The sequence below is a fragment of the uncultured Methylovirgula sp. genome, assembly GCF_947646745.1.
Classification (GTDB): Bacteria; Pseudomonadota; Alphaproteobacteria; order Rhizobiales; family Beijerinckiaceae; genus Methylovirgula.
Genome location: NZ_CANSHK010000061.1, coordinates 1 through 11,817, shown reverse-complemented (window position 1 = coordinate 11,817; position 11,817 = coordinate 1). Strand labels below are relative to the sequence as shown.

At 62.5% G+C, this 11,817-nt stretch carries 10 protein-coding genes; 5 read left to right on the top strand and 5 right to left on the bottom strand.

Annotation, left to right across the window (positions count from 1 at the left end; all coding sequences use genetic code 11):
* A partial coding sequence (gene alaS, locus Q0025_RS14205; RefSeq protein WP_297300254.1) for an alanine--tRNA ligase occupies window positions 1–2,584 on the bottom strand: 2,584 nt, incomplete at its 3' end.
* 109 nt (window positions 2,585–2,693) lie between these two features.
* Window positions 2,694–3,770 (bottom strand): recombinase RecA, encoded by a 1,077-nt coding sequence (gene recA / locus Q0025_RS14200; protein ID WP_297300253.1) that lies wholly within the window; start codon window positions 3,768–3,770, stop codon window positions 2,694–2,696.
* A 413-nt stretch (window positions 3,771–4,183) separates the two neighbouring features.
* Between recA and Q0025_RS14195 the strand changes: the two genes are divergently transcribed.
* The 3 genes from Q0025_RS14195 (at window position 4,184) to Q0025_RS14185 (ending at window position 6,280) form a co-directional block, all read left to right on the top strand.
* On the top strand, window positions 4,184–5,110 hold the full coding sequence (locus Q0025_RS14195) for an ABC transporter ATP-binding protein (RefSeq protein WP_297300251.1): 927 nt from the start codon (window positions 4,184–4,186) through the stop codon (window positions 5,108–5,110).
* Window positions 5,107–5,868, top strand: a complete 762-nt coding sequence (locus tag Q0025_RS14190) for an ABC transporter permease (protein WP_297300249.1) — start codon at window positions 5,107–5,109, stop codon at window positions 5,866–5,868. Before Q0025_RS14195 ends, Q0025_RS14190 begins: the two co-directional genes overlap by 4 nt.
* A gap of 148 nt (window positions 5,869–6,016) precedes the next feature.
* Entirely contained in the window at window positions 6,017–6,280 is a 264-nt protein-coding gene (locus tag Q0025_RS14185) for a hypothetical protein (RefSeq protein ID WP_297300247.1), read from the top strand.
* Window positions 6,281–6,302: 22 nt separating this feature from the next.
* Here the strand turns inward: Q0025_RS14185 and Q0025_RS14180 are convergent, their stop codons facing one another.
* Entirely contained in the window at window positions 6,303–6,920 is a 618-nt protein-coding gene (locus Q0025_RS14180; protein ID WP_297300245.1) for a flagellar basal body-associated protein FliL, read from the bottom strand.
* Window positions 6,921–7,293: 373 nt separating this feature from the next.
* Between Q0025_RS14180 and Q0025_RS14175 the strand changes: the two genes are divergently transcribed.
* Window positions 7,294–7,665 carry a hypothetical protein gene (locus Q0025_RS14175; RefSeq protein WP_297300244.1) on the top strand — a complete coding sequence of 124 codons (372 nt, stop codon included), beginning with the start codon at window positions 7,294–7,296 and terminating at the stop codon, window positions 7,663–7,665.
* Here the strand turns inward: Q0025_RS14175 and Q0025_RS14170 are convergent.
* Window positions 7,662–8,207, bottom strand: coding sequence for a hypothetical protein (locus Q0025_RS14170; protein WP_297300243.1), 546 nt, complete (start codon window positions 8,205–8,207; stop codon window positions 7,662–7,664). The two genes, Q0025_RS14175 and Q0025_RS14170, sit on opposite strands and share 4 nt — an antisense overlap.
* A gap of 7 nt (window positions 8,208–8,214) precedes the next feature.
* Window positions 8,215–10,719: a cell cycle histidine kinase CckA gene (cckA, locus tag Q0025_RS14165; protein ID WP_297300241.1), complete on the bottom strand. Its 2,505-nt coding sequence runs from the start codon at window positions 10,717–10,719 to the stop codon at window positions 8,215–8,217.
* Between the two features lie 373 nt (window positions 10,720–11,092).
* Between cckA and Q0025_RS14160 the strand changes: the two genes are divergently transcribed.
* Window positions 11,093–11,817, top strand: a 725-nt coding sequence (locus tag Q0025_RS14160) for a flagellar biosynthetic protein FliO (protein ID WP_297300239.1), incomplete at its 3' end; no start/stop codon positions are given.

Below are 11,817 nucleotides of genomic sequence, written 5' to 3'. Positions count from 1 at the left end.
CGCGCCGGCCACCGCCGCCCTTGCCGCCGAGCTTTGCGGCGGCGGTCCGCACCAGCGCCACGGCATCGAAACGGGGCGTCAGATCGTCGGTGACGCCGACGACGACGCCGGCCTTGCCCTCGGCATCGATGCCGACGATGGCGACGACGCCGGAGCCGAGACTCTGCTTGGCCTCATCCGCTAGCGATTTCAGATCCTTCATATCGACGCCCGAAACTTCCTTGCGGAAGAATTTGATGCCGCTGATCTCTTCGACCGGCGCTTGCGCCGCACCGCCGCCCATCGCCAGGCGCTTGCGCGCCTCGCTCAATTCGCGCTCGAGCTTGCGACGCTCGTCCAGCACATGCGCGAGGCGCGTCGCGGCTTCCTCGTCCGGCGCCTTGAGCAAGTGCGCGAGCTCCTGAAGCCGCTGCGCCTGCTCGTTCAAGTGACGGCGCGCGACTTGACCGGTCTTCGCCTCGATGCGCCGCACCCCGGCGGCGACCGGCGATTCCGATACGATCGAAATAAGCCCGATGTCGCCGGTGCGGCGCACATGCGTGCCGCCGCAAAGCTCGACCGAAAAGGCCGCGTTGGGGCGCGCACCATCCGCCATCTCCAACGCGTCGCCCATCGAGACGACGCGCACCTGATCGCCATATTTTTCGCCGAAGAGAGCGCGGGCGCCCGACTCGATCGCCGCATCAACATCCATCAGTCGCGTCTCGACCGGCGCGTTCTGCAGAACGACCCGATTGGCGATGTCCTCGACCTCGGCAAGCTCTTCGGCAGAAATCGGTTTCGGGTGGGCAAAGTCGAACCGCAGACGATCCGGCGCGACGAGCGAGCCCTTCTGCGCGACGTGATCGCCGAGAACGCGGCGCAAGGATTCGTGTAGAAGATGGGTCGCCGAATGATTGCCACGCACGGCGCTGCGCCGGGCGTGATCGACGTCGAGCTCGACAGAAAGCCCGACCGTCGCATGGCCGCTCTCGACCTTGCCGTCATGAACGAAAAGATCGCCGAGCTTTTTATGCGTATTGGCGACGCGGAAGCCGAAGTTCGCCGCGCGGATTACGCCCGTATCGCCGACTTGGCCGCCGGATTCGCCGTAGAAAGGCGTCTGATTGAGGATGATCTGGCCGGTTTCGCCCGCCGCGAGCCGCTCAACCTCGCGCCCGTCCTTGAGCAGCGCGACAATGACGCCCTCGGCCGTCTCGGTCTCGTAGCCCAGAAAGTCCGTCGCCCCGACGCGCTCTTTCAGTCCGAACCAGATCGATTCGGTCGCCGCTTCACCCGACCCCGCCCACGCCTTGCGTGCCTCGGCGCGCTGCTGATCCATGGCCGTGTTGAAACCCGCGACATCGACGCCTAAGCCGCGGCTGCGCAAAGCGTCCTGCGTCAAGTCCAGCGGAAAGCCATAGGTGTCGTAAAGTTTGAAGGCCGCCGCACCCGGGAGAACGCCGCCTTGCGGCAGGTTGCGCGTTTCTTCGTCGAGGATCGCAAGGCCGCGTGCCAGCGTCGTCAGAAAACGAGACTCTTCCAATCGCAAGGTCTCGACGATCAGGGCCTCGGCGCGGATGAGTTCCGGATAGGCCTGCCCCATTTCGCGCACCAACACCGGCACGAGCCGCCACATGACAGGCTCTTTCGCGCCGAGAAGCTGCGCATGGCGCATGGCGCGACGCATGATGCGGCGCAAGACATAGCCGCGGCCTTCGTTCGACGGCAAAACGCCGTCGGCGACGAGAAAAGCCGAAGCGCGCAAATGATCGGCGATGACGCGATGGCTCGCCTTTTGCGGCCCGTCCGGACCGACGCCGGTTACTTGCGCGACCGCCAGCACCAAAGCGCGCATCAGATCGATATCGTAATTCGACGGCACGCCCTGCAGCAGGGCGGCGATGCGCTCAAGCCCCATGCCGGTGTCGATCGACGGGCGCGGCAGATCGACCCGTTCGCCCGGCGCGATCTGCTCATATTGCATGAAGACGAGATTCCAGAATTCGAGAAAACGGTCGCCGTCTTCATCCGGGCTGCCGGGCGGGCCGCCGGCAAATTTTTCGCCCTGATCGAAGAAAATCTCCGAGCACGGGCCGCAGGGTCCGGTATCGCCCATCGACCAGAAATTGTCGGAACTGGCGATGCGGATGATCTTTTCGTCCGGAAAACCGGCGATCTTCTTCCACAGCCGGAACGCTTCGTCGTCGGTGTGATAAACCGTGACCAGAAGCTTGTCCTTTGGCAGCCCAAAAACTTCGGTCGTCAATTTATAGGCAAGTTCGATCGCTTCGGCCTTGAAATAATCACCAAAGGAGAAATTGCCGAGCATTTCAAAAAAGGTGTGATGGCGCGCCGTATAGCCGACATTGTCGAGGTCGTTGTGCTTGCCGCCGGCGCGGACGCATTTCTGCGCCGTGGTGGCGCGCGTATAAGGCCGCTTCTCGATGCCGGTGAAGACGTTCTTGAATTGCACCATGCCGGCATTGGTGAACATCAACGTCGGGTCATTGCGCGGGACGAGCGGCGAGGAGGCAACGACCTCATGCCCATGCCGGGCGAAATAGTCGAGAAACGCAGTCCTGATCTCACTGACGCCGTTCATCTCTGCATCCATGCGCGCGGCGATTAAGCCGCGACGATCCGAGCGGGAAGGAAAGCTTGTCTTCTAGCTTTCCGCCCTCCCCGTGTCGAGCGCTGGAACAGCCGGCGCCTCAACCGTCGAGCGCGCCGTCCTCGGCCTCACCCGGATCGAGAATGCGCTGGGCGATCAGGCCGGAATTCTCGCGGATCACCTGTTCGATCCGATCGGCGATCTCAGGATTGGCCTTCAGATAGGCTTTGGCATTCTCGCGGCCCTGGCCGAGCCTCTGGCTATCGTAGGAGAACCAGGCACCGGATTTCTCGACGACGCCGGCTTTGACGCCAAGGTCGATCAATTCGCCGGTCTTCGAAACGCCGGCCCCGTACATGATGTCGAATTCGACCTGTTTGAAGGGCGGCGCGACCTTGTTCTTCACCACTTTCACGCGCGTCTGGTTGCCGACGACCTCCTCGCGCTCCTTGATCGAACCGATACGGCGGATGTCGAGCCGCACCGAAGCATAAAACTTCAACGCATTGCCGCCCGTCGTCGTCTCCGGGCTGCCATACATGACGCCGATCTTCATGCGGATCTGATTGATGAAGATGACCATGGTGTGCGACTTGGAGATCGAAGCGGTCAGCTTACGGAGCGCCTGGCTCATCAGCCGCGCCTGGAGACCCGGCTGGCTCTCGCCCATTTCGCCGTCGATTTCGGCCCGCGGCGTCAGTGCCGCCACGGAATCGATCACGAGCACGTCGACGGAGCCCGAGCGGACCAGAGTGTCGGTGATTTCCAGCGCCTGCTCGCCGGTGTCGGGCTGCGAAATCAACAATTCGTCGAGATTGACGCCGAGCTTGCGCGCATAGACCGGGTCGAGCGCATGTTCGGCATCGATGAAGGCACAAACGCCGCCATGCTTTTGCGCCTCGGCGATGACATGCAACGTCAACGTCGTCTTGCCGGAGGATTCCGGCCCGTAAATTTCGACGACCCGGCCGCGCGGCAGGCCGCCGACGCCGAGCGCGATATCGAGGCCGAGCGAACCCGTCGAAATGGTCTCGATCTCGACCGCTTTCTGGCTTTTGCCGAGACGCATGATCGAGCCTTTGCCGAAGGCCCTCTCGATCTGGGAGACGGCGGCGTCGAGCGCCTTGGACTTGTCCACGGATGTTCCTTCCACAAGGCGGAGATTCGCTTGGCTCATTGGATATTCCCTTCTGACATGGGCGCGTGGACAAGTGCAATGCAGTCCGCAGCGGCAACAATGACGCCGCGACCCTAAATCTGATTATGCAAACGTACGCTATTTGTTCTCGTCCGCCAAGTTCTTTTTTTGTTCTAAGATCGCTTTCCGCCCTTCAGCCCTTGCCTCGACCTTCCGCTTCCCGATCGCGTTTCGGGCGCCGTTCGGGCGGCGCAGCCCGCACCGTCCCCTTCATGCCTTTGTCATCATGCGCGAGCCTTGCCGCGGCGCCGCTGACGATCGAGGAGAAAAATTGTCCTCGGTCCGTTGGCGGGGTTTCGGAGCGCGGCCGATAGACCGATATAAATCGGGTTTCCACTTCCCGCCGCGATGCTCTAAAAGGCGCCCCCGAGTCGCTCATCCTCATCCGACCTATGTCCCCCATCATTTCCGTCAGTCATCTCTCGAAGACCTATGCCGGCGGCCGTGTGGCGCTGAAGGATGTGAGTCTCGAGATCAACAAAGGCGAAATTTTCGCTCTGCTCGGCCCGAACGGCGCCGGCAAGACGACGCTGATCAGCATCATCTGCGGCATCGTCACCCCGACCGCCGGCCAGATCAGCGCCGCCGGCCACGATATCATCCGCGACTATCGCGCCGCGCGCGCCATGATCGGCCTCGTGCCGCAGGAATTGACCATCGATTTCTTCGAAAGCGTTTTCGCAACGGTCAAGCTCAGCCGCGGCCTTTTCGGCAAGAAGCCGGACGATGCCTATCTGGAAAGCCTGTTGCGCGATCTCGCGCTCTGGGACCGCAAGGACAGCCAGGCGCGCACGCTCTCCGGCGGCATGAAGCGGCGCCTGATGATCGCCAAGGCGCTGTCGCACGAGCCAAACATTCTCTTCCTCGACGAGCCGACCGCCGGCGTCGATGTCGAATTGCGCCGCGGCATGTGGGACCTGGTGCGTAAATTGCGCGCCGCCGGCACGACGATCATCCTCACCACGCATTATCTCGAAGAAGCCGAGGAAATGGCCGACCGCGTCGGCGTCATCCGCCAGGGCGAATTGATCTTGGTCGAGGACAAGAAGCGGCTGATGCAACAGCTCGGCAAGAAGAAGCTGACGCTGGCGCTCAGCGCCCCGCTCGCCGCCCTGCCCGCTTCTCTGCACGCCTTTGCGCTGAGCCTCAGCGACGACGGCAGCGAACTGACTTACACTTATGCGGAGGACGGCGGCACCGCACCGGTCGCGGCCCTGCTTGAAAGCCTCAATGCCGCCGGCATCGGCATTGCCGACCTGCGCACAGAGCAAAGTTCGCTCGAAGATATTTTCGTCGGCCTCATCGGAAAGAGCTCATGAATTTTCAGGCGATCCGAGCAATTTGGATCTACGAAATGGCCCGCATGCGGCGCACCATGCTGCAGAGCATCGTCTCGCCCGTGCTTTCGACGGCGCTCTATTTCGTCGTTTTCGGCTCGGCGATCGGCTCGCGCATCTCGCATGTCGGCGGGGTCAGCTATGGCGCTTTCATCGTGCCCGGCCTCATCATGCTGAATCTCCTGACGCAGAGCATCAGCAACGCCTCGTTCGGCATCTATTTCCCGCGCTTCGTCGGGACGATCTACGAGATTTTGTCGGCGCCCATCTCGGCGGTCGAGATCGTCATCGCCTATGTCGGCGCGGCGGCGGCGAAATCGATCTTTCTCGGTCTCCTGACGCTCGCCACGGCGGCGGTCTTCATCAACATCAACATTCTGCATCCGCTCTGGATGCTGGCCTTTCTCCTCCTGACCAGCGTCACCTTCAGCCTGTTCGGCTTCGTCATCGGCATTTGGGCGGACAGTTTCGAGAAGCTGCAATTGATCCCGCTGTTGATCGTGACGCCGCTGACCTTTCTCGGCGGCAGTTTTTATTCGATCGACATGCTGCCGCCGTTCTGGCGCAACGTCACTCTGATCAACCCCGTCGTCTATCTGATCAGCGGCTTTCGCTGGAGCTTCTATGGTCTCTCCGATATCAACGTCGGCATCAGCCTTGGCATGACCTTGCTGTTTCTGGCGCTCTGCCTTGGCATCGTCGCCTGGATCTTCAAAACCGGCTATCGGCTGAAGACCTGATCGGGCCGTCCTCAACGGGCCGCTCGACGCCTGCACCGCACGCTAAAGAAAATATTATCCGCGCTTGCCGCGACGAAGCCGCTCAGGATTGCCGCTTCGCACTATATTCAACCTTCAAGGGGGTCTAACCCAACCCTGGAGGTCGAATATGCAGCGCGTCTTGAAGTCGGCTTTGGCCGCGGCGGCATGCTGCTTCGGAATGGCCGCGAGCAGCCCGTCACAAGCACAGGGATGGCACTATTATCCCACGCAGCGCTATAGCATCTATCAGAACCCGGACGGAACCTATCCGTCCCTCGCCGCGCTCTCGCGCGACATCTGGGGCGTTCCTTGCGGCATCGAATGCACGCAGGACGCACAGGCCCGCTGGTCGCATTACTACGCCTATGGCCACCGCTACCGCGGCGAATAGCGCCTGATGCGTTGAGCCCGCGTCAATGGGCGAATGCGGGCTCGACGATTTTCCTGGCTTCGGCAAGATCGCCTTGAGCATCATATCTGAGGGCGATCACCCAATTATACGTATCCTCCGGCCACATCCCGTCCGGAAGAAGTTGATCCGGATCGGCGCCGAGCTGGTTTAAGAGCTTCGCCAATTTGCCGTGATGCCAGGCGATGAGGATGGTGCGGTTGGGTTCGCCCGCGGCGAGCCAATGCGCCAGCGCCTTCACCTCCTTGTCGGGAAACGGCTGCTCGATTTTGAGGCCGCTCGCCTGGCTGAAGGGCGCAACGGTCAAGCGCGGCCGCTCGCTGTCTTGCGAATCGGCAGTGGCAATGATCGCATCGATCTTCACCGGCGCGCCATCGAGCTCAAAATGTTGAAAATAGCTGGCATAGGCCTTGGCGCGCGCCTCGCCGGCCGGCGCGAGGCCCGGCCCGCCATTATCCTGCTCCGGCTTTTCTGCATGGCGAATGATGAGCAATGTGTCGCCGGCGAGGCCGGACGCGGCCATCTCGCCGTGGTGGTGATGGTGGCGCGCGAGTGCGGGCTGCGCCCCGGCGAGCATCATGCTCGCGATGACCAACCCGAGAAGCGTCTTGAGCGTCCGCATCGATAGGCTCCGCATTTAAGCGTTTCGCAGTGGATGGATTCGCGATCTTTTCCGTGAGGATCGATCGCGAAGGCCACATCATAGCCCGATCGAAGCGCGGGGGATTTCGTTTTGTCGCACGGCTGTCAGATTGATGCATCCGCGCGCCGGCGCACAATCCTGCGTGATGCGCGGCGCAGATCGGCGCGATCGCCATGCACGCGTTCGTTTAGCCGCGATCACATCTTGTCATGCCGGGGATGCGAAGTTTGTGAATTGATTTATGTAACGGAACTGTGAGTAGTTTTGCCGTGTTAGCATTCGGCTTGGCTGAATGTCCGAGGCGCAAACGGCATCGTCAAGAGCGGGGGAGTTCATGCGCGAGCAAAACAGCATGGTCCGAGAAAATATCACCGTCCGCACCGGCGCCTTGCTGCTGGCGGTCGGATTTAGTTTGAGCTTCAGCGTAGGCGCGCGCGCTTTCGAGGTGTCTGATGCGCAGCGCGAAGCCTGCACGCCCGACGCCTTCCGCCTCTGCTCGGCGGAAATCCCCGATGCCGACCGGGTCGCCGCCTGCATGCAGGCCAATGTCGCGAATTTGAGTGCGCCCTGCCGCGCCGTGTTCCAGCCGGTTCGGCCGGTCGGGGACGTCAGCCAGGCGCCGCGGCATCGCCCGCATCGGATCACGACAAGCTACGATCGCCGGTCGGGGCATCATTATTATGCGCGCGAGGATGAGCGCTGTCGCAAATGGGTGCGCGATTAATTTTTCGCGTCCGCCGCGAGTAATTTGTCATAGAATTTTATGACAAGTGGAACATTCGCGGCATATTTGACCGGGCCGGCGCTGAGCATTTGCATGTGCAGCGCCTCCAGCAATTGTTTGTGTTGCTTGAGCGACAGAGTTTTGTCGCCGAGCAGGTCGGCGACTTCGAGCTTCGTCACCGCCTGAACACCGACATATTTTTTGCTGAGCGGATCGATGCCGGTCAAAATCCAGACGATGTTGGTCGCCACGGCTTCATAGTCGGCATAATCGGCAAAGCCGTTTTTCCGCGCCGTGTCATTGAGCCTTCGCAGCAGTCCGGGATCGGGCGCCGCGGCGCCCGCAGGAACGCCCGCGAGAATGGCCTCGAGCGGCGGTCGCGCGGCGAGAAATTGCGTGATCTTGTCTTGGCTGAGAGCGATTTGCCGGATGGACTCGGCGGCGCGACCGGCCGCCGGCTTCGCGCCGGCCGCTCCCGGCAAGGCGGCCGCGACCGCCGCGGTCATGCCAAGCCAGAGAAGAGTGCAGCCAGCCCTGCTCATCGTCGCCTCAGCCGGCCGGCGCCGCGTCTTTCACCGCTTCGATCAATTGCTTTAAGGTAAAGGGCTTCGGCAGAAAGCCGAAATCCTCGCCTTCCGGCAAATTCTTCGCGAACGCGTCTTCGGCATAGCCGGAGACGAAAATCACTTTCGCATGAATGCCGCGCTTGCGCATTTCGCCGAACATCGTCGGGCCATCCATTTCCGGCATGACCACATCCGAAACGATGAGGTCGATTTTATCGTTCTTCTCGGCGACCTCGAGCGCCTCGGCGCCGTTGGCCGCTTCGAGCACCGTATAGCCGCGCGCCGACAAAGCGCGGGCGCCGAAGGCCCGCACCGCCTCCTCGTCTTCGACGAGGAGAATGGTGCCGTGGCCGGTGAGATCCGTTGCCGCCTTTTTGACGGGCTCCTTGCGGGTTTCTTCCTCGCCTTCGTTCGGCAGATAGCGCGGCAGCAGAATCCGGAAGGTTGTGCCGACGCCGACGGTCGAATCGCAAAAGACATAGCCGCCCGTCTGCTTGACGGTGCCATAGACCATGGCAAGGCCAAGGCCGGTGCCCTTGCCGACCTCCTTTGTGGTGAAGAAGGGCTCGAAGATCTTGTCGCGCACCTCTTCCGGGATTCCGGTTCCGGTATCGGCGACCTCGATCATCACATAATCGGCCGGCAGCAGCGATTTCTCATTGAGCTTGGCGCAATCGGCAGCCGCGAGATTGGCGATGCGCAATTCGATCTTGCCGCCGTTCGGCATGGCGTCGCGTGCATTGACGACGAGATTGATGATCACTTGCTCAAATTGATTGAGATCCGCCTTGACGAGCCAAAGGTCTCGGCCGTGCCGCAATTCGAGGCCGTTCTTCTCGCCGACGAGCCGGCGCATCATGAACTGCAATTCGGAGAGGACGTCGCCGAGTTGCAGCACTTCCGGCCGCAGCGTCTGGCGCCGCGAAAAGGCGAGCAATTGCCGCACCAGCGCCGCGGCGCGATTGGCATTCTGCTTGATCTGCATGATGTCCTGGAAGGACGGATCGGTCGGCCGATGGTTGGCGAGCAACAGGTCGGAATAGCCGATGATCGCGGTCAGCATATTGTTGAAATCATGCGCGACGCCGCCGGCGAGCTGACCGGTGGCCTGCATCTTCTGCGATTGCGCGAAATTCTCCTTGAGGGTCTGCAATTCGGTCGTATCGAGCGCATAGATCGTTGCGCCGGGGCCGTCCGATGCGTCCGACGCCGAGAAGAGCAGACGCGCCGAGCGGTCGCCGGACAGCTGCACATCGACCGGTGCAATATCGATTTTCGACTCCGCCGCCGCATGGATCGCCTGTTCGAGCGCGGCGCGGTCGGCGGTTGAAATGCCGCCATAGATGCTGCGTTGCGCCGGGTCCGTCAGCTTGAGCGCCTCAGGCATTAATTTGGCGAAGGCGGCGTTGGAGCGTTTGATCCGGCCGTTGCGGTCGACGAGCGCCATCGCCATCGGTGCGGCGAGGAAGAGCCGCGCAAAGCGCACTTCCGCGGCGCGCAAATCTTCCGCCGGCTCCTCCCCCGGCGCCCGGTTCAGCACCAATGTGCGCGAGGCGCCGGCCGCGCCGTCCTGCCCAAAGGCGACCCGGTGAAGCAGCCGCACCGGCAGGCTCTGGCCATTGCGGCGTTTGAAATCCATGTCGAGTTGCTCGGTAACGACGTCGCCCGGCGCGCCGGCAATGCTCGAAAGCAAAACCGCGCCGCCGCCGGCGACGAAATCGTTCAATTCGAGACCGCCGGATCCGACCTGGGCGAGATCGTAGTCAAGCCAGCCCGCCAGCGTCGCATTCATATAGGAGACGGCGCCCGCCGCATCGCTGGAAAAGAATCCAGCCGGCGCGTGATCGAGGAAGTCGATTGCGTGCTGCAGCTCCTGAAAGACATTCTCATGCCGTTCGCGCTCGCGCGTCACGTCAGCGACGGCCCAAAGCGTCGCCCTTTTGGCGCCGGAAAAATTCAGCGGCCGCACGCGCACGCGATACCAGCCGACCCCGGTCTCGCCCGTCAGCGGCGGCGAGAGCCGCAGTTCCTCGGTATTGCGCTTGCCGTCGCGTGCAGCCTGCGCCAGCCGGTAGATCGATTCGGACACATCCGAGGCGCCGGAAAAAAGCCGCTCGACCACTTTCAATTGGCTCGGGTCGCGCGCGCCGGAGAGCCGCATATAGGCTTCGTTGGCATAAAGGATCTTGCCGGCGGCATCGGTGACGACGGCGCCTTCCGGCTCGCTGTCGCAGATCAGGCGGGTCAGATCGTTGCGCGCCGCCTGACCGGAAAATTGCAGGAAGCCGACCGCATAGCCGAACAAAGCGAAAATCCCGATGACCGCGAGCACGGTCAAAAGACCGATGACCATCGTGCCCGCTTCATCCTTCGGCAGAATGGAAAAGGCGGCGATCGGCGCGACCAGACAGGCTGCGAAAAGCAGGACAAGACCGGGGCTGCCGGCGCGCTCCGTGCGGTCGAAAGCGGTGGTCGGCTGCTGGGTCAAATGTCACCTCGTCGTATGGCGTTGCCACCTACATACGGCAGATCATGATTCGGCAGAATGCGACCGGCAGCCGGGCTTTGCAATGCAAGCGGCGGCCTTTTCAGCACGTCGGCAGTCGATGAGATCAGCGTGCGGCACTTGCGCAAAAGTTGCGTCACGTTAAGGTCATTGTTTCGAGGCGAGCGGTCGCTTCAGCCTGGCAGCATTAACCATTTGTTAACCTCCCGCCGGACGGCTCTGCCCCGGCGTGTTAAGGTAACCCAATTGAGGGCAATTTCGCGGTCCACGGGTCAAACTGGCCGGCTCCGTGAAAATGGCCTAAAGCGGCCGGAGAACCTGACGTCCCGGCCCATCCGAAGGATCAAGAGAGCTTATGCAAGCCTTGAGTTTGCTCAGTGGAAATAAGGCCCTGGCCTATGGCGCCGCCGCGATGGCCTTGATCGTCGCGGCCTTGCTGGTTCTGCTTGTCTTCCGCTTGGCCTTCGGCCGCCGCTTGCGGATGTCCGGCAGCCGCGGGCGGCAATTGCGGCTCGGCATTGTCGATGCTTTCGATCTCGACCGTCAGCGCCAGCTTGTCATCGTGCGGCGCGACAACACCGAGCACTTGATCATGATCGGCGGTCCCAACGATCTCTTGATCGAGTCGCAGATCGTGCGCGCCGAAGCGCGCGACGGCCGCCAGCAACGCGACAAGGACCGCGAGAAGGAGCGGCGCGAGAAGGATCATGTCGAAGCGGCGCAATTGCCCGCTGCGCAACCGCTGAAGCCGGCAGCGCTTGAACCGCAATTGCCGCTGCCACCCTTCGTTCCCGAGGCGCCCGCACCCGAAGAACCCGTCGGCCCCCGTCAAATGCCGCCGCTCGCGCCCGTCACACCTGTGGCTGCCTCGGCGCCGGGCCAGCCCGCCGGACGCGCCCCATTTTCGCCGATCGGTCCGCGCCGGCCGCCGGTGCGGCCCGAGACGAAGCCTGCCAGCGTCACGTCGGCACCGCCGGCGGCTCCTTCTCCCGCAGCGGAACCTACCGTGCCGCCGGAGACGCAGCCCGCAGCCAAAGCGCCGGCCGGCCCTGCCACAGCGACGCCCGCGGCACCAGGTCT